At 70.9% G+C, this 21,720-nt stretch carries 26 protein-coding genes; 15 read left to right on the plus strand and 11 right to left on the minus strand.

Features of this window, described 5'->3' with window-relative positions:
• The first annotated feature begins 10 nt into the window (after nucleotides 1–10).
• Nucleotides 11–349, plus strand: coding sequence for a VOC family protein (locus AB0M93_RS32595; protein ID WP_364280552.1), 339 nt, complete (start codon nucleotides 11–13; stop codon nucleotides 347–349).
• A gap of 31 nt (nucleotides 350–380) precedes the next feature.
• Here AB0M93_RS32595 and AB0M93_RS32600 read toward each other — a convergent pair whose 3' ends face one another.
• Nucleotides 381–1,433: an alkene reductase gene (locus AB0M93_RS32600; RefSeq protein WP_364280555.1), complete on the minus strand. Its 1,053-nt coding sequence runs from the start codon at nucleotides 1,431–1,433 to the stop codon at nucleotides 381–383.
• Nucleotides 1,434–1,498: 65 nt separating this feature from the next.
• Here AB0M93_RS32600 and AB0M93_RS32605 point away from each other — a divergent pair, with 65 nt between their 5' ends.
• Complete coding sequence (locus tag AB0M93_RS32605; RefSeq protein ID WP_364280558.1) at nucleotides 1,499–2,353, plus strand: sigma-70 family RNA polymerase sigma factor; 855 nt, start codon at nucleotides 1,499–1,501, stop codon at nucleotides 2,351–2,353.
• Here AB0M93_RS32605 and AB0M93_RS32610 read toward each other — a convergent pair.
• The gene (locus tag AB0M93_RS32610; RefSeq protein WP_364280560.1) at nucleotides 2,343–2,930 is read right to left on the minus strand and encodes a dihydrofolate reductase family protein; all 588 of its coding nucleotides are present in this window, start codon (nucleotides 2,928–2,930) and stop codon (nucleotides 2,343–2,345) included. The two genes, AB0M93_RS32605 and AB0M93_RS32610, sit on opposite strands and share 11 nt — an antisense overlap.
• A gap of 190 nt (nucleotides 2,931–3,120) precedes the next feature.
• Between AB0M93_RS32610 and AB0M93_RS32615 the strand changes: the two genes are divergently transcribed.
• The 3 genes from AB0M93_RS32615 (at nucleotide 3,121) to AB0M93_RS32625 (ending at nucleotide 5,678) form a co-directional block, all read left to right on the plus strand.
• A complete protein-coding gene (locus AB0M93_RS32615; RefSeq protein WP_364280563.1) occupies nucleotides 3,121–3,939 on the plus strand; it encodes a class I SAM-dependent methyltransferase in 819 nt (272 codons plus the stop codon).
• 16 nt (nucleotides 3,940–3,955) lie between these two features.
• Nucleotides 3,956–4,609, plus strand: a complete 654-nt coding sequence (locus AB0M93_RS32620) for a TetR/AcrR family transcriptional regulator (RefSeq protein ID WP_364280566.1) — start codon at nucleotides 3,956–3,958, stop codon at nucleotides 4,607–4,609.
• Between the two features lie 166 nt (nucleotides 4,610–4,775).
• Entirely contained in the window at nucleotides 4,776–5,678 is a 903-nt protein-coding gene (locus AB0M93_RS32625; RefSeq protein WP_364280568.1) for a LysR family transcriptional regulator, read from the plus strand.
• Here AB0M93_RS32625 and AB0M93_RS32630 read toward each other — a convergent pair.
• From AB0M93_RS32630 to AB0M93_RS32645, 4 genes are all read right to left on the minus strand, one after another.
• The gene (locus AB0M93_RS32630; protein WP_364280571.1) at nucleotides 5,635–6,519 is read right to left on the minus strand and encodes a transglutaminase-like domain-containing protein; all 885 of its coding nucleotides are present in this window, start codon (nucleotides 6,517–6,519) and stop codon (nucleotides 5,635–5,637) included. The genes AB0M93_RS32625 and AB0M93_RS32630 overlap by 44 nt on opposite strands.
• A gap of 22 nt (nucleotides 6,520–6,541) precedes the next feature.
• Complete coding sequence (locus AB0M93_RS32635) at nucleotides 6,542–7,537, minus strand: helix-turn-helix domain-containing protein (RefSeq protein ID WP_364280574.1); 996 nt, start codon at nucleotides 7,535–7,537, stop codon at nucleotides 6,542–6,544.
• Nucleotides 7,538–7,678: 141 nt separating this feature from the next.
• Nucleotides 7,679–8,428 carry an SDR family oxidoreductase gene (locus AB0M93_RS32640; RefSeq protein WP_364280577.1) on the minus strand — a complete coding sequence of 250 codons (750 nt, stop codon included), beginning with the start codon at nucleotides 8,426–8,428 and terminating at the stop codon, nucleotides 7,679–7,681.
• The gene (locus AB0M93_RS32645) at nucleotides 8,425–9,276 is read right to left on the minus strand and encodes an NAD(P)-binding domain-containing protein (RefSeq protein WP_364280580.1); all 852 of its coding nucleotides are present in this window, start codon (nucleotides 9,274–9,276) and stop codon (nucleotides 8,425–8,427) included. Before AB0M93_RS32645 ends, AB0M93_RS32640 begins: the two co-directional genes overlap by 4 nt.
• Nucleotides 9,277–9,358: 82 nt before the next feature.
• Between AB0M93_RS32645 and AB0M93_RS32650 the strand changes: the two genes are divergently transcribed.
• Nucleotides 9,359–9,724, plus strand: a complete 366-nt coding sequence (locus AB0M93_RS32650; RefSeq protein WP_364280583.1) for a helix-turn-helix domain-containing protein — start codon at nucleotides 9,359–9,361, stop codon at nucleotides 9,722–9,724.
• On the opposite strand, the gene AB0M93_RS32655 is transcribed toward AB0M93_RS32650, so the two are convergent.
• Entirely contained in the window at nucleotides 9,690–10,880 is a 1,191-nt protein-coding gene (locus AB0M93_RS32655; RefSeq protein WP_364280586.1) for an FAD-dependent monooxygenase, read from the minus strand. The genes AB0M93_RS32650 and AB0M93_RS32655 overlap by 35 nt on opposite strands.
• A 73-nt stretch (nucleotides 10,881–10,953) precedes the next feature.
• Here AB0M93_RS32655 and AB0M93_RS32660 point away from each other — a divergent pair, with 73 nt between their 5' ends.
• Nucleotides 10,954–11,529, plus strand: a complete 576-nt coding sequence (locus AB0M93_RS32660; RefSeq protein ID WP_364280589.1) for a TetR/AcrR family transcriptional regulator — start codon at nucleotides 10,954–10,956, stop codon at nucleotides 11,527–11,529.
• Here AB0M93_RS32660 and AB0M93_RS32665 read toward each other — a convergent pair.
• Nucleotides 11,519–12,082: an NAD(P)H-dependent oxidoreductase gene (locus AB0M93_RS32665; protein ID WP_364280592.1), complete on the minus strand. Its 564-nt coding sequence runs from the start codon at nucleotides 12,080–12,082 to the stop codon at nucleotides 11,519–11,521. The two genes, AB0M93_RS32660 and AB0M93_RS32665, sit on opposite strands and share 11 nt — an antisense overlap.
• Before the next feature lie 79 nt (nucleotides 12,083–12,161).
• On the opposite strand from AB0M93_RS32665, the gene AB0M93_RS32670 reads away from it, so the two are divergent.
• Genes AB0M93_RS32670 through AB0M93_RS32685 form a run of 4 tightly spaced genes read left to right on the plus strand, consistent with a single transcriptional unit; the run spans nucleotide 12,162 to nucleotide 15,213 of the window.
• Nucleotides 12,162–12,578, plus strand: coding sequence for a MarR family transcriptional regulator (locus AB0M93_RS32670; RefSeq protein ID WP_364280595.1), 417 nt, complete (start codon nucleotides 12,162–12,164; stop codon nucleotides 12,576–12,578).
• Between the two features lie 55 nt (nucleotides 12,579–12,633).
• A complete protein-coding gene (locus tag AB0M93_RS32675; RefSeq protein ID WP_364280598.1) occupies nucleotides 12,634–13,431 on the plus strand; it encodes an SRPBCC family protein in 798 nt (265 codons plus the stop codon).
• Between the two features lie 34 nt (nucleotides 13,432–13,465).
• Nucleotides 13,466–14,569: a sensor histidine kinase gene (locus AB0M93_RS32680; RefSeq protein ID WP_364280601.1), complete on the plus strand. Its 1,104-nt coding sequence runs from the start codon at nucleotides 13,466–13,468 to the stop codon at nucleotides 14,567–14,569.
• The gene (locus AB0M93_RS32685) at nucleotides 14,566–15,213 is read left to right on the plus strand and encodes a response regulator transcription factor (protein WP_364280604.1); all 648 of its coding nucleotides are present in this window, start codon (nucleotides 14,566–14,568) and stop codon (nucleotides 15,211–15,213) included. Before AB0M93_RS32680 ends, AB0M93_RS32685 begins: the two co-directional genes overlap by 4 nt.
• 34 nt (nucleotides 15,214–15,247) lie before the next feature.
• Here the strand turns inward: AB0M93_RS32685 and AB0M93_RS32690 are convergent, their stop codons facing one another.
• Entirely contained in the window at nucleotides 15,248–16,033 is a 786-nt protein-coding gene (locus AB0M93_RS32690; protein WP_364280607.1) for a GNAT family N-acetyltransferase, read from the minus strand.
• Between the two features lie 54 nt (nucleotides 16,034–16,087).
• Between AB0M93_RS32690 and AB0M93_RS32695 the strand changes: the two genes are divergently transcribed.
• Both AB0M93_RS32695 and AB0M93_RS32700 read left to right on the plus strand, forming a co-directional pair.
• Nucleotides 16,088–17,725: an acyl-CoA carboxylase subunit beta gene (locus tag AB0M93_RS32695; protein WP_364280610.1), complete on the plus strand. Its 1,638-nt coding sequence runs from the start codon at nucleotides 16,088–16,090 to the stop codon at nucleotides 17,723–17,725.
• Nucleotides 17,722–17,940 carry an acyl-CoA carboxylase subunit epsilon gene (locus tag AB0M93_RS32700; protein WP_364280613.1) on the plus strand — a complete coding sequence of 73 codons (219 nt, stop codon included), beginning with the start codon at nucleotides 17,722–17,724 and terminating at the stop codon, nucleotides 17,938–17,940. The genes AB0M93_RS32695 and AB0M93_RS32700 overlap by 4 nt, the downstream gene beginning before the upstream one ends.
• Here AB0M93_RS32700 and AB0M93_RS32705 read toward each other — a convergent pair.
• Both AB0M93_RS32705 and AB0M93_RS32710 read right to left on the minus strand, forming a co-directional pair.
• Nucleotides 17,931–18,389, minus strand: a complete 459-nt coding sequence (locus tag AB0M93_RS32705) for a MarR family transcriptional regulator (RefSeq protein WP_364280616.1) — start codon at nucleotides 18,387–18,389, stop codon at nucleotides 17,931–17,933. The two genes, AB0M93_RS32700 and AB0M93_RS32705, sit on opposite strands and share 10 nt — an antisense overlap.
• Before the next feature lie 4 nt (nucleotides 18,390–18,393).
• Nucleotides 18,394–19,284: an LLM class flavin-dependent oxidoreductase gene (locus tag AB0M93_RS32710; protein WP_364280619.1), complete on the minus strand. Its 891-nt coding sequence runs from the start codon at nucleotides 19,282–19,284 to the stop codon at nucleotides 18,394–18,396.
• Between the two features lie 211 nt (nucleotides 19,285–19,495).
• Between AB0M93_RS32710 and AB0M93_RS32715 the strand changes: the two genes are divergently transcribed.
• Together AB0M93_RS32715 and AB0M93_RS32720 are read left to right on the plus strand one after the other, a co-directional pair.
• Nucleotides 19,496–20,122 (plus strand): PadR family transcriptional regulator, encoded by a 627-nt coding sequence (locus AB0M93_RS32715; RefSeq protein WP_364280622.1) that lies wholly within the window; start codon nucleotides 19,496–19,498, stop codon nucleotides 20,120–20,122.
• On the plus strand, nucleotides 20,103–21,716 hold the full coding sequence (locus AB0M93_RS32720; RefSeq protein WP_364280625.1) for a DHA2 family efflux MFS transporter permease subunit: 1,614 nt from the start codon (nucleotides 20,103–20,105) through the stop codon (nucleotides 21,714–21,716). The genes AB0M93_RS32715 and AB0M93_RS32720 overlap by 20 nt, the downstream gene beginning before the upstream one ends.
• Nucleotides 21,717–21,720: the final 4 nt, after the last annotated feature.

The following is a 21,720-nucleotide window of genomic DNA, read 5'->3' on the forward strand; positions in this document are numbered from 1 at the left end:
CGTCACGGGCATGTACGAAATCGACTTCGCCGAGTTCCCGTCCACCTCGGCCGCGGCGTCCGGGCAGTTCTTCGAGCGCGCGTTCGGCTGGGCGGTGACACCGTACGGCCCGGACTACACCGACGTCCGGGCCGCCGGCCTCACGTTCGGGTTCCAGTCGGACCCGGCCGAGCAGCCGCGCGCGCCCCTGCTCACCATCCGCACGGACGACCTGACGGCCGCCCGCGAGGCGGTGGTGGCAGCGGGCGGCGTGGTGACGAAGGAACCGTTCGCCTTCCCCGGCGGCCGGCGCTTCCACTTCCGCGAGCCCGGCGGGAGCGAGCTGGCGGTGTGGTGTCCTGACGCCTAGGGCGACGTCCGGGTTCCGGTGGCGCGCCGTTCTACTGGGACACCGCAGCCAACTCGGCGGCCTGCTCGACGTAACCGGCGGCCCCGCCGCCGTAGTACGTCGACGGATCGGCGGCCCGGAGGGGGTGCCCGAGCGCGAACCGCGTCACCAGGTCCGGGTTCGCGACGAAGTGCCGCGCGTACGACACCGCATCGGCGATGCCGGCGTCGATCACGGCGTCGCCCGTCGCGCGGTCGAAGCCGTTGTTGACGATCAGCGGGCCGTCGAACAGCTCCCGGTAGCGGGCGAAGGCCGCGAAATCCGGTCCCGCGTCGGGGCCACGGAGGTGCAGGTAGTCCACGGCGAGGCCGGCGACCAGTTCGTCGTAATCGGTGCGCAGCTCATCGTCCACAGTGAACAGTCCGCCGGTCCACCACGGCGAAAGACGGACGCCCACGCGGCCGTGCGCCGCGGCCGCGTCGACGACCTCGGCCAGCAGCCGGCGGCGGTGGGCCGGGGAGCCGCCGTAGCCGTCGGTGCGCCGGTTCAGCCGCGGGTGCAGGAACTGCGCGAGCAGGTACACGCCGTTGGCCGCGATCTCGACACCGTCGAACCCGGCGCGGCGGGCGTTCTCCGCCGCCGTGCCGTAGTCCGCGACCGTCTCCCGGATCTCGGCCACGCCCATCTCGCGCGGGACGCCGGTCGGGCGCTGCCCGGCCGCGGTGTGCACCGGCTCGTCCGGGTTCACCGCCGATGGCCCCGCCGGCCGCCGCCCGCCGAGGAAGTCCGGGTGCGACACCGCCCCGGTGTGCCACAGCTGCGCCACGATCCGGCCGCCGAGCGCGTGCACGACGTCGGTGACCCGCCGCCACCCGGCAACCTGTGCTTCGGTGTACAGCCCGGGGACGTTCCCGAAGCCGACCGCCCGTTCGCTAACCCAGGTGCCTTCGGTGACGATGAGCCCGGCGCCGGCCCGCTGCGCGTAGTACGCGGCCTGGAGGTCGCCGGGCACCCCGCCGGGGACGCGCGCCCGGGTCGTCGGCGCCAGGACGACCCGGTTCGGCAGGCACCAGCCGTCCAGGTGGGCAGGGGTCAGCAGGCTCATCCGGTCACCTCCGGTCGCGGGGATACGTCGACAAGGCGACGGCAGGAACGCGTGAAAGGTGACCGATGGACGAGCTGACGGCGGAGTTCGAGGCCGAACGCGGCAGGCTGCGTGGCCTGGCCTACCGGATGCTCGGCTCGGCGGCCGAAGCGGACGACGCCGTCCAGGAAGCCTGGTTGCGGCTCAACCGATCCGGCCCCGTCGACAACCTGGCGGCCTGGCTCACCACGGTCGTCTCGCGCGTCTGCCTCGACGTCCTGCGGTCACGGAAGGCGCGTCACGAGGAGGCTTTCGACGTCGTCCCGGAGCCGGTGGCCGACGCCGATCCGGCGGGCGAAGCCGAGCTCGCCGACTCGGTGGGCCGGGCGCTGCTCGTCGTGCTGGACGCGCTCGGGCCGGCGGAGCGGATCGCGTTCGTGCTGCACGACCTGTTCGCGGTGCCGTTCGACCGGATCGCGCCGGTGCTGGACCGCACCCCGGTGGCCGCGAAGAAGCTGGCGAGCCGCGCGCGGCAGCGGATCCGGGGCACTTCCCCGCTGCCCGCGGCCGACCTGGCCCGGCACCGCCGGGTGGTGGACGCGTTCCTGGCCGCGGCCCGCGGCGGCGACCTCACTTCGCTGCTCGACGTGCTCGCTCCGGACGTCGTCCGCCGCGCCGACGCGGCCGCGTTGCCGGCGGGAGCGGCGCTCGAGGTGCGGGGCGCGCGTGCGGTGGCCGAAGAGACGCAGGTGTTCGGGAAACGAGCCCGGTTCGCCGCGACGGCCCTGGTCGACGGCGCGGTCGGCGTCGTCGTCGCGCCGCGGGGTCGGCTGGTGCTCGCCTTGGCCGTGACCGTCGAAGGCGAGCGGGTGGCGGCGTACGAAGTGATCGCCGACCCCGCCCGCCTCGCCGCGCTGCACGTCACGCTCCTCAGCGCTTGACCCGGTAGAACAGGTGCGTCACGCCGGTGCCCTCGGTGACCTCGGGGTCGGTCAGCTTCGTGGTGGCGTCGAGGTTGTCGAAGAAGCGGACACCGGAACCCAGCAGCACCGGGACGAGGTCGACCTGGACGCCGTCGAGCAGGCCGAGGTTCAGGCACTGCTGGGCGATCGTGGTGCTCGCGACCGCGACGTTCTTGTCGCCGGCGGTCTTCTTGGCCTGCCGGACGGCGCTTTCGAGGCCGTCGGTGACGAAGGTGAACGGCGCGTCCGGGTGCGGCCAGTCCGCGGGCTCTTCGTGGGTGACGACGAAGACCGGCACGCCCATCGGGTGCGTGCCGCCCCAGCCCTGGGCCAGGTCGAACAGGCGACGGCCGCTGAGCAGCGCACCGACGTTCTCCATCGCGGCGCGCAGCATCTTCGCGCTGGCTTCGGAGGTCTTGAAGGTGGCCCAGTCGACGGCGGTGGGGACCTCGACGTCACCGTTGCCGAACCACTCGAACAGGTGATCGATGCGGTCCTCCGGGTCGGCCACGAAGCCGTCGAGGGACACGGACATGTTGGCGATGACCTCGGCCATGGTGAGTTCCTTTTCGCTGGTCAGAGGCGGTTCCTCCGCTGACGTGAACTTTGCCAGCCGCACGCCGCCGGAAGATCTGCCACCTGGCCGACATCCGCCGGCGGGGTGGCCGATGCCTTGACGCCCGAGGGCGTCGGCGGCACTATGAACACGTGTTCATGAACGTATGTTCATAACGAAGGGGACGGGGATGACCGGGATCGTCAACACAGCACAGGCGGAAGCGTGGAACGGGTACGAGGGAGAACACTGGGCTTCGCACGCCGACCGCTACGACGGGGTGAACAGCGGTTTCAACGGCTATCTGCTCGACCGGGCAGGCCCGGACGACCGCGTGCTCGACATCGGCTGCGGCAACGGCCAGCTGACCCGGCTGGCCGCGGCACGCGCCCGGTCCGTGGTCGGGGTGGACCTGTCCGAGCCGATGCTCGCCACCGCGCGAGCCCGGGCGGCCGGGGTGCCGAACGTGACGTTCGAGCAGGGTGACGTCCAGGTCCACCCGTTCGCCGGCGGCGGGTTCGACCTGGCGGTCAGCCGGTTCGGGGTGATGTTCTTCGCCGACCCGGTAGCGGCGTTCGCCAACGTCCGGCGCGCGCTGAGCCCCGGCGGGCGCCTGGCGTTCCTCTGCATGACCGCGCTCGCCGGCACCGATCTCGGCCGGCTGTTCGGCGCGATGGCGGCCTTCCTCCCCCAGCCGACGGGCCCGGACGGCAGCGGCCCGACGTCGTTCGCGGACCCGGACCGGACGAGGGCGGTGCTGACCGAAGCGGGCTTCGACGACGTGGTGTGCACCCACGTCGAGGCGGACCAGGTCTGGGGCCGTGACGTGCCAGACGCGGCGCGCTTCATCGCGGGCTGGGGGCCGGTCCGCCACCACCTGGGCCTGGTCGACAAGGCGACGGCGGCCCGGGCCACCGAGGCGCTGACGGCGGCGCTCGAACCGTTCGCGGCCCCGGACGCGGTCCGCCTGCGCGGCACGGCGTGGCTGGTCACGGGAAGGAGGTCCTGACGACGACGGCCGTACGATGGCGGTGATGTCACCGAGGAAAGCCGCCGCGCAGCGGGACGGGCAGTCACTGCACGACCTGCTGGTCGAGACCGCGCAGAAGATGATCGCCACCCACGGCACGATCGGGATGACCGTGCGCGAGATCGCCCGGTTGGCGGGCGTCGCCGACGGCGTGCTCTACAACCACTTCTCCGACAAGGAGGAGCTGGTGGCCCGGGCCCTGCTGGAGCACGTGCGCACGACGGAGGCGGAGCTGGGCGAGCTGCCGGTGGCCGGCGAAGGCACCCTGACCGGCAACCTCCGCCGGCACCTGGAGTTCGGGCTGGCACTGCACAAGGCGCTCGTCCCGGCGTTCAGCGGCCTGATCGGCCAGCCGAAGGTGCTGGAGCGGTTCGCGGAGATCAGCGAGCGGTCCGGCTACTGGCGCGACCGGCTGGTGGCCTACCTCGAGGCGGAGAAGGCACTGGGCCGCCTGCGCCCGGAGTCCGAAGTGGACGCAACAGCGGCGATGCTGGTCGGCTACTGCCACGCTTCGGTGCTGACAACGGTGTTCCCGCACACGGCACCGCTCGACCCGCCCCCGGTGAACTCGATAGTGTGCGCGGCCCTCCACGGCATCGCCCCGGCAGAGCCCGAGCAGGCCGAGCCGGACGTTTCGGCTCAGGGCTGACCCCGAGCGGCGCGGTCGTTGAGGCGCGGTCGTTGAGGGCGGCGCCGGGGTGAGCCCGAACGACACCGCCGACGCACCGTCCTTTGTGGACTTATCGACACCAACCCCGCCATGCGCGAATCAGAAAGGGAAAGACCTGTGGACTCCGCCGCGATACTCTCCCGGTATGGACGATGTCGAGGTCCGTGAGCTGCGGTATTTCCGCGCGGTCGCCGAGGAGCTGAACTTCTCGCGCGCTGCCGAGCGGCTCGGGATGGCGCAGCCACCGCTGTCACGCGCCATCCGGCTGCTCGAACGGCGGCTGGGTGTCCAGCTCTTCGAACGCACCAGCCGGCACGTCGCCCTGACGCCGGCCGGCACCGTCCTCTTCGCCGAGTCGGCGAAGGCGCTGGACGCCGTCACCGCGGCGGTCCGGCGGACGCGGCGGGCCGCGCAGCGGACGCCGGCGCTCGTCGTCACCGCCAAGCCCGGTGTCGTGACCGATCTGCTGCGGCGGATCGCCGACGCGCACCCCGACCCGGTCGAGGTGCGGGTCAGCGGGTTCGGCGAACAGGCGGAGATGGTGCGCGACGGCCGGGCCGACGTGGCGGTCCTCGGCTGCCACGGCCACACCCGGCACGGCCTGGACGTCGAGGTGCTGTTCAGCGAGCCACGGGTGGCCGCGCTGCCGGTGGGCCACGAGCTCGCCGGGAGGGCCGTGCTGACCTGCGCGGACTTCGCCGGGCGGCCGACGCCGTGCTGGCCGCTGTCCTCGGCCGCGGACCGGGCGTACTGGTCCGGGCAGGACGTGACCGGCGGCCCTGTGACGCCGGGGCCGGTGGTGCACGACAGCGCCCAGCTACTGGAGACCGTCGCGCTCGGGCAGGCGGTTGCGCTGCTGCCGGCGTCGGTTGCCGAGCTGCGTTCGCGGGACGACGTCGTCTACCGGCCGGTGGTCGACGCGACGCCCTACACGCTGGCGCTCGCCTGGCCGTCCGGGGCGCGGGATCTGCGGATCGCGCAGTTCGTGCGGACCGCCGTCGAGGTCAGCGGAGCACCACCTCGGCCAAGTGCTGTTCCGGCGGGGTGACCGTGCGGATCACCGGCGGCACCCGGACGTCGTCGGCCTCGAACGCGGCCCGCAGCTGCTCGACGTCGGCGTGAGCCATCAGCTCGGCCAGCTCGTCGGCGCGGGCGAGGGTGGCCGGGGGCAGCGAAACCGAAGCGTCGAGCGCGCCCCAGGTGTCCCACTGGAGCATCTCGTGCTTGTTGAGCGCGGCGAGGTCGAGCACGAGGTTGTGCCAGGCGTACGGGATACCACGCAGGAACGGCACGTCCAGGTCCGGCGAAACGACCAGCCGGCCCGGGTCGAGGTCGCCCGCGCGGGCCGCGGTCCACGCGTCGGGGGCGGTCAGGAACCGGTCGCGGGGGACGTCGAGGAGGTCGAACTCCGCGTCGTCCACCGGGTCGCGGAAGCCCGCTGACAGCTGGGGCTCGACCAGGCGCCAGCCGTCGTCGCCGGGGACCTCGGCGACGACGTGGTCGAGGTACCAGCCGGGCATCAGGTAGCTCGCGAAACCGACCCGGGCGCGCGCCGGAATTCCGTGGTGGCGCGCCATCGAGACGAACAGGAGGGTGAAGTCGCGGCAGCAGCCGACGATCCGGTGCAGCGGCGACCGTGGCCCGCCGGGCGGCGCCGGGTCGAGTTCGCGCAGGCGCGCCCACATGTCCGTGGCGTAGCGCAGGGTGATCTCGGCGCGGCGGGCCGCCGGGAAGCCGTGCTCGGTGATGTCGCCCGCGCCCCAGTAGTGGAACACGAGCTGGGACGCCGCTTCGCGCAGAGCTGCGACCGTGCGCGGGGTTGCGTCGAGCCAGCCCGCGTGCGGGCCCGGGTCGGAGAAGCGGCTGTGGCTGACGTAGAAGTCGTCCATGGCCGTCGACGCTAGCCGGATTTCAGCCCGCCTGGGCGGCCAGTTCCCCGCGGAACGTCGAACGGTACGCGCTCGGCGACACCGCGAGCGCCGCCTGGAAGTGCTGGCGCAGCGACGCCGCCGTCCCGAACCCGGCTTCGGTGGCGACGCGGTCGACCGGCAGGTCGGTCTCCTCCAGCAGCTGGCGGGCGCGCTCGACCCGTTGCTGCGTCAGCCATTGCAGAGTGGAGACGCCGACCTCGTCGCGGAAGCGGCGGGTGAACGTGCGCGTGCTCATCGCCTCGCGGGCGGCGAGCTCGCGCAGCGTCAGCGGGCGGTGGAGATTCTCCAACGCCCACGCTCGCGCCGCTTTCGTCGACGACGTGCGGGGCTCGGGCACCGGACGGCGGACGAACTGGGCCTGGCCGCCCTCGCGGTGCGGGGACACCACCGTGCCGCGGGCGACCTCGTTGGCCACCGCGGCGCCGTGGTCGCGGCGGATCATGTGCAGCACCAGGTCGATGCCGGCGGCGACGCCCGCGGAGGTCAGCACGTCGCCGTCGTCGGTGTAGAGGACGCACGGGTCGACGTCGACCTCGGGGAACCGGTCCTGGAGCTCTTCGGCGGAACGCCAGTGGGTGGTGGCCGGGCGGCCGTCGAGCAGCCCGGCCGCGGCGAGCACGAACGCGCCGGTGCAGATCGACGCGATGCGCGCGCCGTCCGGGATGCGGTCGAGCGCGGCCTTGAGCGGCGGGGTCAGCACGCGCGCCATCGGCTCGTACTCGGCCAGCGACGCGGGGACGATCACCGTGTCGGCCTCGGCGAGCACCTCGGGGCCGCGGTCGACCGGGATGGTGAAGTCGGAGTCGGTGCGCACCGGGCCGGGCTCGAGGGTGCAGGTCACGACCTCGTACAGCGGCTCGCCCGCCGCCGACCGCGCCTGGCTGAACAGTCGGTGGACGATCCCGAGCTCCATCACGAGCATGCCGTGGCGGACCAGGACGGCGACGTGGTGACGGTTCGGGTGCACGAAGGCCATGGCTCGATTCTTGCACAGGTCGGCCATCGGGCCACTCGATCGCGCCGCGGGGCCGCGTGATCATCGAGGCCATGAAGCCCCGGACGGGCGGCTGGACGTCGGCGCGCACACGCCCGCGGCGATCTGAGCCGGCGGCGCACCTCACGCGGGCAGGGTGAGGCGCTGGCCGAGCCCGCCGTCCACGGGGAGGTCGGCGCCGGTGGTGAACGTCGCCTCGAAGGCCAGGAACAGCACCGCCGCCGCGACCTCCTCCGACGTCGCGTGGCGCTTCAGCGGCGTGATCTCGTCGCCGATCGCCTTGAACTTCGCCAGCACCGGCTCCGGCACGCCGGTCACGCCCATCGTCGGCGTGTCGGTGTAGCCGGGGCTGACCACGTTGACCCGGATCCCGCGGGGCGCCAGCTCGGCCGCGTACGTGCGGGCGAAGGACCGCACCGCCGCCTTCGCCGCCGAGTACAGGCCCATCCCGGCGATCCCCGCCCCGGCCGCGACCGACGTCGTGAAGACGAACGAACCACCCGACCGGACCAGCGGCGCCAGCCGTTGCGCCGTGAAGTACGCGCCCTTGGTGTTGACGTCGAACGTCCGGTCGTAGAGCTCGGGTGTGGCGTCCTCGTACGGTGTCAGCGTCGAGAACCCGACGTTGACGAACACCAGGTCCAGCTCGCCGAGCGTGTCCGCGGCCACCGAACCCAGCTCCTCGACGTCGGCCAGCCGGGCTGCGTCCGACGACAGCAGGTGCGCCTTGCCCGGCAGCTTCCCTTCCAGCGGCGACACGTCCCGGCCGGTCAGCAGCACCTCCGCGCCGCCGTCGAGCAGGGCGCGCACCACCGCCAGTCCCATGCCGTGCGTGCCGCCGGTCACGACGGCCTTCTTCCCCTGGTACTTCACCGGATCTCCTCGATGACGCTGGCGATCGCGTGCGAGCCGTGGCCCGCCGCGACCGCGCGGTCGAACAGTTCTTTCAGCGCGGCGGGCACCGCCGTGCTGATCCCCTGCGCGCGGCTCGTCTCCACCAGCAGGCCGAGCCCGGCGGCGTTGATGTCCAAGGCGGACACGTCGGTTTCGTAGTCGCCGCTGCCGACCTGGGCCCCGATTCCGGCCAGGAACCCGCCGACGGCCGAGTGCCAGGCCGAAGCCATCGGCGCGAACTGCTCCGGCGTGACGCCCTCGGTGCCGACCAGCGCGAGCGCGTGCAGGTAACCGCCCATCGACGACCACATCATGCCGAGCAGCGCCAGGTCGTACAGCGCCGCCAGCCCGGCGTCCTCGCCGAGGAACACCGGCTCGCCCAGGACTTCCAGCACCTCGCGCTGCGCCTCGAACACCGGTTCCGAGCCGCTGTAGAGGATCAGCGCGCCCGGTGTCCCGATCCCCTGCGGCACGGCCATGATCACGCCGTCCAGGTACTCGATCCCCGCCGACGCCGCCCACTTCGCGGTTTCGCGGGCCTGCTCCGGCGTTCCGGACGTGAGGTTGACGAGCACCTTCGGCGACGCCGCCTCCAGCACCGGCCGCTGAATGTCGTAAGTGGACAGACAGCTGACGACGACCTCTGCCGACGCTGCCTCCTCGGGTGTGGCCGCGAGCCGGGCACCGCGGTCGAGCAGCGGGCCGGCCTTGCGCGGCGACCGGTTCCACACCGAGACGTCGTGTCCCGCCCCCAGGAGCGCCCCGGCGAGGGCGGCACCCATCCGCCCCAGGCCGAGCACGCTCACGTGTTTCTTGCTTTCTCCCATGGGTTCCATGCTGCGGGCGCGCTTTACACTGGACAAGTACCGACTAATAAGTCAGGTACCCACCAAAACGTAAGGATCCTGCATGCAGCCCCGAACCTACCGCTGCGGACTGGACGCGGCCGTCGACGTGATCGGCGGCCGCTGGAAGGCCCTGATCCTCTGGGCGCTGCACGCCGAGCCGCTGCGGTTCGGCGAGCTGAAGCGGAAGGTGGCCGGCATCAGCGAGAAGATGCTGATCCAGGCCCTGCGGGAGCTGGAGGCGGACGAGATCGTGCACCGCGAGGTGTTCCACGAGATCCCGCCGAAAGTCGAGTACTCACTGACGGACTTGGGTCAGCGGCTGAACACCGCGTTGCTGCCGCTGGGCGACTGGGGCGAGGAGAACATGGCCGGGATCGCGAAGCGCCGCGGCGTCACACCGGCACCACCGCATACGGCTTCAGCGTGATCGCGTTGCCCGCCTTGAGCGGCAGTTCCTCGATCACCTTGCGCCACGGCAGGTACGGCAGCAGCCGGTAATTCAGGTTGCGGAATTTCAGCCACGCGCGCGACGGCGGCACGAACCACTTCCCGTTGCCCTCGGCCAGTTTCTGGCAGGCGTCGACGAAGCCGCGCATCTCGTCGCGGTACGCGCCGAACGCCGCCGTGTGGTCGCCGCCGGCCGCCGCGAGCTCGCCGGCCAGCACGTACGCGCCGACGATCGCCAGGCTGGTGCCCATCCCCGAAAGCGGCGCGGCGCAGTACGCGGCGTCGCCGACCAGCGCGACACGCCCGCGCGAGTACGAGTCCAGCTTGATCTGGCTCGCCGAGTCGAAGTAGAAGTCCGGCGCCTCGCGCATGGCCTTGAGCAGCGCCGACGTCTCCCAGCCCGTTTCGCGGAACATCTCTTCGACGATCCGCCGCTGCTGCTCGACGTCGCGGTGGTCGTAGTCCAGCCGGTCGGAGCCGAACCAGAACAGCGCCTTGGCCTCGGTGTTCTCCTTAGCGCTGTAGACGCCGACGGTCCGGTTCGGCTCGTTGTAGAACCGGCCTGCGCGGTCGAGGCCCAGATGGTTCGGCACGGTGAAGATCGAGACGTAGTAGCCGAGGTCGTGGCGGAACGGCGTCTCGTCGCCGAAGACCAGCGAGCGCACGTTCGAGTGCAGCCCGTCGGCCCCGATGACCAGGTCGAACTCGCGCGGCTCGCTGTGGGCGAAGGTGACCGTGACACCGTCGCCGTGCTCGGCGAGGCCGGTGATCGAGTCGCCGAAGACGTACTCGACGTCGTCCTTCGTCGCGTCGTGGAGGATGCGCGCGAGGTCGCCGCGGAGGATTTCCAGCTCGCCGCTCTGGTAGGCCGGCGGCGTGACCACCAGCGGCCGGCCGTCACTGTCCACATAGGTCACTTCGCCCATCCGGGTCGCCGCCGTTTCGACCGCGCCCAGCAGGCCCATCCGGTCGAGAACCCGCAGCGACGCGCCACGGAAGTCGACCGCGTAGCCACCGTCACGCAGCTCGGGAGCGCGCTCGACGACCGTCGGCGTGAAGCCGTGGCGACGGAGCCAGAAGGCGAAGGCGGGGCCGGCGACGCTCGCGCCGGAGATGAGGACTCGTCTGTTCTGCATGCCCAGAACGGTAACCCCGATTTGGGCGATCGCGCAAGACGATCGCCTAAGACGAACGTGCTAGCCTCTGGCCATGGGCAACAAGGAAGCACTGCTGGCCGCCGCGAAGCGTTGTCTGCACGAGAAGGGCTACGCCCGCACGACCGTGCGCGACCTGGCCACGGCGGCGGACGTCAGCATGGCCGCCATCGGCTACCACTTCGGCTCGCGCGAGGCACTGCTCAACACCGCGTTGATCGAGGCGAACGAAGAGTGGGGCGAGGCGCTGGCGAAGACACTGCAGGTCGAGACCCCGCCGGACGCGGCACCGGCCGAGCGGTTCGAGCTGATCTGGCAGCGCGTGCTCGAGTCGTTCGGCGAGCACCGCCGGATGTGGGCGATGACGTTCGAGGCGTACGCACAGCCGGACCTCGACGAGCAGGTCCGCACCCAGCTGGCCGAGGCGCTCGAGCTGGCCCGCCACGGCTTGGCGAACCTCTTCCAGGGCCTGGACGACGGCAGCGCCGAGGCCCGGGCCGCCGGCACGGTGCACCAAGCCCTGCTCTCGGGCGTGATGCTCCAGTGGCTGATCGACCCGGACCACGCGCCGTCGGCCGCCGACCTGACCAGCGGCCTGCGCCTGATCGCGAAGGACGTCCTTACGCCGTGACCAGGTCCGCGCCGGCGAAGAACGTCTGCGCGGCCGTCATCGCTTCGGTGTCCGCGAGCACGTCGCCGGGCCGGCTGCCGTTGCCGAGCAGCACGCCGCCCCAGTGCATGCCCAGGTACTCCGCGCAGAGCTCCAGGGTGCCGATCAGCGGCTGGGCTTCGCGCGGGGTCTCGCTCAGGACGCTCACGCCCCACAGTGCCTTCCCGCGCATCCGCGGCTTGAACTCCACCGGCAGGCGCATCCAGCCCGACCAGTAGTCGAGGTAGAGCTTCACGCTCGCCGCCACCGAGTACCAGTACACCGGTGACACGATCACGATGTCGGTCGCGGCGAACGTCGCGTCCATCAGCAGCTGCTCGTTCTCGCCCGGATCGGGATGCGATCCGGCGCCGTGGCGGCGGTCCTCGAACGGCGGCAGGGGCACCTCCGGCAGCCGGATCCACCGCTGCGCCACGTCCTTGGGCAGTTCCTTCGCCGCCCGCCGGGCCAGCATCTCGGTGTTGCCGCCGGCCCGCGCGGCCCCGACCAGGAACAGGAAGCTGCGGTCGCTCATGTCCGAACCCCTCCAGTTATTTGCATGTACATATAAATACTGTCCCTGGACTATCCTGGCGTCAAGAGGAGGTCGCAAGATGACCGTCGACGCCCAGGCCTGGGGCCGCGTGCTCGTGCTGCACGCCCGGATCGAGCAGGAACTCGCCAAGGCGCTGCAGCGGCGTCACGGGCTCGGCCTGTCCGAGTACCGCGCGCTCGGAAAGCTGATCGCGGGTCCGCGGGGCGGCCTGCGGATGCAGGAGCTCGCCGAGGCGATCGGCCTCAACCAGAGCTCGGTCAGCCGGATGTGCGCCCGCCTCGAAGAGGCCGGCCTGACCATCCGCGACCTGTGCGAAGACGACCGCCGCGGCGTCTACTCGGTGATCACCGACGCCGGCCGCAAGCGCTACGCCGAAACGGAACCGACGTACACCACGGTCCTGCAGACCGCGCTCGACAAGGCCGCGAGCGATCCCGAACTCGCCACCGCGGTCATCGCCGTACGCGGCGCTTGACCTCAATATGCCCTGGTGGTTATATACCGGCACAGGCAACCCACGGGAGGACGCCGTGTCCGGACGAGCGACGCTGCAGACCGCCGACGAACGCCCCGCGCTCCGGCTGGAACGCCGGCTGAAGCACCCACCCGAACGGGTTTGGCACGCGATCACGGACCCGGCCGAGCTGGCGCACTGGTTCCCCGCGGAGGTCGACGTCGAGCTGCGGGCCGGCGGCGCGATCCGGTTCACCTTCCCCGGCGAAGACAGCACGACCACCGGCCGGGTCGTCACCGCCGACCCGCCGCGCGAGTTCACCTTCGTCTGGAACGACGACACCCTGCGCTGGCTGATCTCCCCTGACGGCGACGGCAGCCTCCTGCAGTTCACCCACACCTTCGGCCGCGGCGACCCCGCGATCGCGAAGCTGGCCGCGGGCCGGACGGCCGCCGGCTGGGACGTCTGCCTCGACGCCCTCGACGCCCGGCTCGCCGGCGGCGAGGCCGAACAGCCCCACCAGTGGCACGAGCGGACGGCGTCCTACGTGGCGGAATTCGGCCTCGACGACGGCGAGCTCCTCGCCGGCGGCACGATCCGCTTCCGCCGCGACCTCGGCTGGAAGCCCGTGGACGAGCTCCGCCCGCTGCTGCCGGACGAACCCGGCTGGCAGCTGGTCCACGACCCGCGCGAAGGCACGCGCGTCGAGTTCACGGAAGCGGCCGAGGCCGACGTCCCGGCGCAGCTGGCCCGCCGCCACGAGCAGGTCGACAAGCTGTTCGCCGCCACCCACGGCGTCGACCTCCCGGACTGGCCACCCGACCGCGTCGAAGCGGTGAAGAAGCATTACGCGGAGCATCCGACCCAAGGTTGACGCGCGCGGCCGGGGTCCGCATTACGTTCGGTTCATGCGCATTCGCATGGTCCTGGACGGGCTGGCCGTCCTGGTGCTGACTCTCGGTGCCGTCGGCAACCTGGCCGCGGGCGCGTGGTCCCTGCCGCTGTGGTTGCCGGCCTGGCTCGGCTGGACGATCCTCGTGGTGAGCGGGGTCCCGATCGTGCTCCGCCGCTGGTCACCGCGCGCCGCCTACATCCTGTCCCTGGTGGCGACGGCGGCCGCGGTCCCGATCGGCGGCCCGGTGCTGGCGGTCGCGGTCGTCTCGGCGGGCTGCGCGCTGTACACGTTCGTGGTGCACCGAGGCAGCCGCGCCTCGCGGGTCGGCTTCGCGGCCGGCCTGCTGGGCGTCGGCCTGGTCGGGATAGTGGTCCCGAACCCGAGCACGGCGACAACGGTGAACTTCGGCGCATCGGCGCTGATCGTCGGGTTCGCACTGGGCATAGCGGTCCACGGCCGCCGCGAGCACGCGGTGATCGAGCGGGAAACCCACGCCCAGCAGGCGGTTTCGGCCGAGCGGCTGCGCATAGCACGGGAGATGCACGACGTCGTCGCGCACAGCATGAGCCTGATCGCGGTGAAGGCGGCGGTCGGCAACCACGTCGCCCTGGAGCAACCGGACCAGGCCCGCGACGCACTGCGCGTCATCGAAGACACCAGCCGCGAAACCCTGGCGGAGCTGCGGCGGATGCTGGGCGTACTCCGCGACGGAACGGGCGTCCCGGCCCTGACCCCCGCCCCGACACTGGACGACCTGCGGGCGCTGGCCGAACGCGCCCAGCAGGCGGGCCCGGCGGTCGACCTGGCGATCGACGGCCTGACGGAGCTACCGGGCGGCGTCGGCCAGTCGGTGTACCGGATAGCGCAGGAGGCCCTGACCAACGTGGTGAAGCACGCGAACGCGACAACGTGCCGGATCCACGTGACAGGCGGCGACGGCGAAGTGAGCATCGAGGTGAATGACAACGGCCGCGGCGGCGAGGCGGTACCCGGCCACGGCCTGATCGGAATGCGCGAACGAGTGGCGGTCTACCACGGCGAGTTCTCCGCGGCCCCGGCCGGAACGGGCTTCCGAGTGTATGCACGCCTGCCCTACGAAAGGGCGGCGAACAGATGACCCGCGTCCTGATCGCCGACGACCAGGCACTGCTGCGCGGAAGCTTCCGCGTCCTGGTCGACAGTGCACCGGGCCTGGAGGTGGTCGCCGAAGCATCCGACGGAGTGGAGGCGGTGGCCCTGACCCGGGCCGAGCGGCCGGACGTGGTCCTGATGGACGTCCGCATGCCGGAGATGGACGGAATAGAGGCAACCCGCAGAATCTGCGCGGAAACCGACACAAGAGTCCTGATGCTGACCACATTCGACCTGGACGAGTACGTGTATTCGGCCTTGCGGGCAGGAGCGAGCGGCTTCCTCCTGAAGGACACCCGCCCACCAGATCTCTTGGCCGCAATAGAAGTGGTGGCATCGGGCGACGCGCTGTTGGCCCCGTCGGTGACACGAAGACTGGTGGCGGAGTTCGCAAGTCTCCCCTCGGGCCCGATGACAAGACTGGACGGAGTGACGGCAAGAGAGCAGGAAGTCCTGACCCTGATCGCCAAAGGCCTGTCGAACGACGAGATAGCGGCAAGACTGCACGTAGGAATAGCAACGGTGAAAACCCACATAGGCCGCCTGCTGCACAAACTGGCAGCAAGAGACCGCGCACAACTGGTGATAGCCGCCTACGAGTCAGGCCTGGTAAGGCCCACATCGACGTGACGCAGGCCTTCAGCCCACCCTGCATCCGAAGCGTTTACCCGATAGCCCGCGTAAAAGGCGCAAACCGCATCGCCGGATCCCCCGGCAGCGCCCGGCCCCCCAGAACCAGCCGCGGCGCCAAGGCCCCCGCAACCAAACCCCGCTCCCGAACCCACGCAGTAAGCGCGGGAAACCGAAAGTCCGGATCCACCCGCACCGCACCGGAAACCGACCGCGCCACCCCCCGGATGACCGCCTTCGCCTGCTCCTCGGTTTCGGCGACAACCGGCCCGATCACCGTCACGTGCCCGATGTCCGTACCGAAAGCGAAGCCGCCGTCCACCACGAACGGCGTCCCGAGCCGCTCGAGCAAACCCCGCCGATCCACCCCGTGAGCCGCGCGATCCAGCGGTAGCACGTCAGACAACGCACCGGGACAGGCCCCCACCCCACCATCGTCCGAGAACGACCCGGCATGCCCCTGACAACCGCCGTCGACGACGAACCCCATCGACTCGTACAACGGCCGCCCCATCGAAGAAGCGTGCAACCACACAACCCGGTCCCCGGCTGCGGAGACGGCATGCGAGGTGATCGCCCGCCCGAGCCCCCGCCGCTCGTACCGGCCGGCAACCAGCACCATCGAGATCGACGCCACCGACCCGAACGGCACGAGAACGCTGCAAGCGGCCAGCCCCGAGCCGTCCGGAGCATCCACGCCGAACACCGTCCCGACCTCGTGGAGCAACCTCCACTTCGGCGGCTCCCGCGGCCAGGACCGCGACTCGGCCAGGTCGGAGCAGGCGGACAGGTCGGCAACACCCAGGGTTCGGATCTCCACAGACGTTGCCTACGCCACACGCGAAGTGACCGACAAGTAGTTAAGCTCCCCGGAATGAGCAGTGCGACGGAGCCGCTCGGGACGCCGCCCGAGGACGAACCGGACATCCACACCACGGCCGGCAAGCTGGCCGACCTCTACCGCCGGTACGACGAGGCGGTACACGCGGGCTCGGCCCGTGCGGTGGAGAAGCAGCACGCCAAGGGCAAGAAAACCGCACGTGAACGCATCGAGCTGCTGCTCGACGAGAACTCGTTCGTCGAGCTCGACGAGCTGGCCAGGCACCGCTCGACCAACTTCGGCCAGGAGAAGAACCGCCCCTACGGCGACGGCGTGGTCACCGGCTACGGCACGGTCGACGGCCGCCCGGTGTGCGTCTTCAGCCAGGACGTGACGGTCTTCGGCGGCAGCCTCGGCGAGGTCTACGGCGAGAAGATCGTCAAGGTGATGGACCTGGCCATCAAGACCGGCCGGCCGATCATCGGCATCAACGAGGGCGGCGGCGCGCGCATCCAGGAGGGTGTCGTCTCGCTCGGGCTGTACGGCGAGATCTTCAACCGCAACGTCAAGGCCTCCGGCGTCATCCCGCAGATTTCGCTGATCATGGGCGCGAACGCGGGCGGGCACGTCTACTCCCCCGCGCTGACCGACTTCGTCGTGATGGTCGACGAGACCTCGCAGATGTTCATCACCGGCCCGGACGTCGTGAAGACGGTCACCGGCGAGGACGTCACCTTCGAGGAGCTCGGCGGCGGCCGCACCCACAACACGAAGTCCGGCGTCGCGCACTACCTCGGTTCCGACGACGAGGACGCCATCGCCTACGTCAAGGAACTGCTCTCCTACCTGCCGCAGAACAACCTGTCGGACGCGCCGGTGTTCGAGGTGCCGGACAACCCGCCCGGGTTCTTCGACGACGTCACCGACGCCGACCGCGAGCTCGACACGATCATCCCGGACTCGCCGAACACGCCGTACGACATGCACGAGGTGATCACCCGCGTCGTCGACGACGGCGACTTCCTCGAGGTCCACGAGCTGTTCGCGCCGAACATCATCGTCGGCTTCGGCCGGGTCGACGGCCACAGCGTCGGCGTGGTCGCCAATCAGCCGACGCAGTTCGCCGGCTGCCTGGACATCGACGCGTCCGAGAAGGCCGCGCGGTTCGTCCGCACCTGCGACGCGTTCAACATCCCGGTGCTCACCTTCGTCGACGTCCCGGGCTTCCTCCCGGGCACCGACCAGGAGTGGAACGGCATCATCCGCCGCGGCGCGAAGCTGATCTACGCCTACGCCGAGGCGACGGTCCCGCTGGTGACGGTGATCACGCGCAAGGCGTACGGCGGCGCGTACGACGTCATGGGCTCCAAGCACCTCGGCGCCGACGTCAACCTCGCCTGGCCGACCGCGCAGGTCGCGGTGATGGGCGCGCAGGGCGCGGCGAACATCGTCCACCGCAAGACCTTGGCGAAGGCGGCGGCCGAGGGCCAGGACGTCGACGCGTTGCGCGCCGAGCTCATCCAGGAGTACGAGGACACGCTGCTGAACCCGTACGCGGCCGCCGAACGCGGGTACGTCGACTCGGTGATCGTGCCGGCGCACACCCGCGGGCACGTCGCGCGGGCGCTGTCGCTGCTGCGCAACAAGCGGGAGTCGCTGCCGCCCAAGAAGCACGGGAACATCCCGCTGTGAGCGAGCAGCGTCCCCTGCTGAGGGTGGTCCGAGGAAACCCGAGCGACGCCGAGCTGGCGGCGCTGACGGCGGTCGTCGCCGCGGCTTCGGCCGCGAAGGCGCCGGAGAAGCCGAAGCCGCGTACGTCGTGGTGGGGCGATCACGCCCGTTCGCTGCACAAGCCGCTTCACCCCGGCGAAGACGCTTGGCGCGCTTCGGGTCTGCCTCAGGGCTGAAGGGTGTCGAGGAAGACCGTCGGGGCTTCGTTCTCGCGCACGATCGTGCCGAGCAGGGTCGCGAGCCGGTCGCGGTCCGGCGGGCTCAGGCGCGCGGCCAGCTCGTCGACCCGGCGGCACGTCGCCGCGTAGAAGTCCTCCGCGACTTCGCGGCCTTCCTCGGTCAGGAGGACGTGCACGGCCCGGCGGTCGTCCGGGTCGGGCGCGCGGCGGACGAGCCCGCGCCGGACCGCGCGGTCGACCAGGCCGGTGAGGCTCGATTTCTCGAGGCCGAGCGTCGCGCCCAGGTCGCCCATGCCGTAGGGGCGGCCCATCAGCACGCACAGCAGCTGCCCCTGCTGCACGGTGAGGCCGTACTGGCGGGCGGACTCGGCGTAGACGGCGTTCACCAGGAACGACGCCCGCACGAGCCCGGCCACCACACCGAGGTCCGCCCCGCTCTTCCCCATCCGGTCAGCGTACGGCTTCCCGTACGGCGGGCACGATTTCCTCCGCCCACCGCGCGACCGCGAACCGGTCGGGCGTGCTGCCGCCGGGCCCGAACAGCACGAACCCGGCGGCGCCGTGGTCCAGTACCGCGCCGGTCAGCTCCTCGATCCACTGGGCAGGCGACCCGCCGATCCAGCGGCCGTCGTCAGCGCGGGTCCTGGCGAGCGGTTCGGCAGTGATGCGCCCGGGGAAGTTGTAGACGGTGGCGATCTCGGCGGGATCGCGCCCGGCATCGACGGCGGCGGCGTCGATCACCGGGCGCGAGGTGCGGTAGCGCTCGCTGAGCCAGTCGGCGGCGCGCCCGGGCATCCACCCGTCAGCGACCCGCCCGGTGACGGCGAGGGACTTCGGCCCGACGGACCCGGTCCACACCGGTGGTATCTCCTCCTGCGCGGGTTCCAGGTCGGTGACCTGGTAGAACTCGCCGTCGAAGGTGACCGGCTCGCCGCCCCCGCCGAGCAGTTTCACCAGCCGGATGCCCTCTTCGAAGGCCCGGACGGCCTGTCCTGGCGTCAGCTTGGTGAAGCCGAGCCGCGCGATGTCGTCCCAGAGCCCGCCGACGCCCATGCCGAGCACGATCCGGCCGCCGGTGAGCGCGGACAAGCTCGTGACCGTGCGCGCCAGCATCGACGCGGGCCGCGTGGGCAGATTGGTGACGCTGACCAGGCCGGAGATCTGCCTGGTCGCGCCGAGAAGGACACCGAGTTCGGCGTACGCGTCGAGCCGGTCGGCGTGGTACGGGTGATCGGAGACGGTGATCAGGTCCAGGCCGCTGTTGTCGGCCTGGACGGCCAGTTGCAAGGTCTCGGAGACGGCGGAGACGGCGGTGGACACGCCGATGCCGAAGTGCACCATGTTTACTCCCACTTTTAGTTCGTAACACGAACTGAGTCTAGATAGTTCCTATCACAAACTTCTTCATCCAGGCAGAACAGTCGCGCTCAGGAGATCACGCCGCTTCCCGTTCACCAACCGCACACGCACGGTTACCCCATTGAGAGTAGACCGCCACCTACTCCCCACCGTATAGTCCACGTGGAATAAACGACCTGGAGGGATCACCGTCATGGCCTCGCCCAAGCTGACGCCACTCGGCATTGCCGTGTTGGAGCTGCTCCACGAGGGGCCGCTGCACCCGTACGAGATGGCTCAGCTCATGCGCGAGCGGTACGTCCACATGCGGGTCAACGTCAAAGCGGGCTCGCTCTACCACACCGTGGAGCGCCTGTGCCGTGACGGCTTGATCGAGGTCGTCGAAACGCAGCGTGACGGACGGCGGCCCGAACGGACCGTCTACGGCATGACCCAGACCGGGCTGGACGAGTTCGCCCAGCGCGGTCGCGAACTGCTCGGCGATCTCGCCACCGAGTTCCCCGCCTACCTGTCCGGGCTCGCGGTGATCGACGAACTGGGGCTGGAAACCTCGTTGATCGAACTCGAGCACCGGATCACCCGGCTGCGCGCCGCGGTGGCCGCCGACGAGGCGGTGCTGCAGCGCCTGGCCGAGGACGGGACGCCGCCGATCTACTGGCTGGACTGGCGCTACCAGTGCGACCACCGGAAGTTCGAGCTGCAGTGGACCGAACGCCTCCTCGACGACCTGCGGTCCGGGCGGATCCCCTTCCCGGACAAGGAACAACCCAAGCTCACGCTCATCACCAGGGAAGACGACGATGAACGCAAGACAAGCTAATCCGTGGGCGGCGCTCGGCGCGCTGTGCCTCGGCTTCTTCATGATCCTGCTCGACACCACGATCGTGTCGATCGCGATCCCGACCATGCTGAACAAGCTGGGCGCCGGGCTGAACTCGATCGTCTGGGTGATCAGCGTCTACCTGCTCACCTACGCCGTGCCGATGCTGTTCACCAGCCGGCTCGGTGACCGCTTCGGCCCGAAGCGCGTGTTCCTGGCCGGGCTCGTCGTGTTCACCGGTGCGTCGCTGTGGTGCGGTTTGTCCGGCAACGTCGAGATGCTGATCGCCGCGCGGGCCGTGCAGGGGCTCGGTGCCGCGCTGATGACGCCGCAGACGCTGGCGTTCATCACGCACCTGTTCCCGCCGGCGAAGCGCGGTCCGGCGATGGGCATGTGGGGCGGCGTCGCCGGCCTGGCGACGATCGCCGGCCCGCTGCTCGGCGGGGTGCTGGTCGACCACCTCGGCTGGGAGTGGATCTTCTACGTCAACGTGCCGATCGGCGTGATCGCCGTCGTGCTCACGCTGCTGCTGGTGCCGGACTGGCAGCCGAAGCACTCGCACTCGTTCGACCTGGTGGGGATCTTCCTGTCGAGCGCGGCGCTGCTGTGCATCGTGTTCGGCGTCCAGAACGGCCAGCAGTACGACTGGGGCACGGTCTTCGGCGGCATCACGGTGTTCGAGATCATCGGCGCCGGCGTGCTGCTGATGGTCGCCTTCGTGGTGTGGCAGCGCTTCAACAAGAGCGAGCCGCTGCTGCCGCTGCAGGTGTTCTCGAACCGGAACTTCTCGGCCGGGACGCTCACCGCGGCGACCGTCGGCTTCGCGATGACCGGCATGTTCCTGCCGCTGGTCATCTACATCCAGTCGGTGCTCGGGCTGAGCCCGACCATGGGCGGCCTGCTGACCGCACCGATGTCGCTGCTGTCCGGGATCATCGCGCCGTTCGTCGGGCGCGCGTCGGACAAGGTGAACGGCAAGTACCTGGTGATGTTCGGGCTCGCCGCGCTCGCGGCCGGGCTGGGGATCATCGCGCTGCAGGCGACGCCGGACAGCAACCCGTGGTCGTTCGTGCCGGCGTTGCTGGTGTGCGGGCTCGGCATCGGCTGCATCTTCTCGCCGATGAGCAACATGACGATGGGGTCGGTCGAGCCGCGGCTGGCCGGGACCGCGTCCGGCATCTTCAACACCGCCCGCCAGGTCGGCGGCGTGCTCGGCAGCGCGGCGATCGGTGTGCTGCTGCAGGCCCGGATCAGCGCGTCCATCGCGGACGAAGCGACGAAGGCGGCGACGCAGCTGCCGGAGCCGTACCGGGCGCCGTTCGCCGAGGGGATCGCGCACGCGGCGGCGAGCACCGGCGAGTTCGGTTCGGCCGGCGGCCCGTCGCCGATGCCGGGGCTGCCCGCGGAGATCGCCGCGCGGGCCGGGAAGCTGGCCACCGAAGCCGTCCACAGTGGACTGACCGACGCCGCCCGCGAGACGATGCTGCTGCCGATGGTCGTCCTGCTGCTCGGGGTCGTTTCGGCGGCGGTGATGCGGCGGGTCAAGCCGCGCTGGGAAACCCCCGCGCCGGCGCCCGAAGCGGCCGCGGCCTGAAAAC

This window comes from Amycolatopsis sp. NPDC051102, from assembly GCF_040682815.1.
Taxonomy (GTDB): Bacteria; Actinomycetota; Actinomycetes; order Mycobacteriales; family Pseudonocardiaceae; genus Amycolatopsis.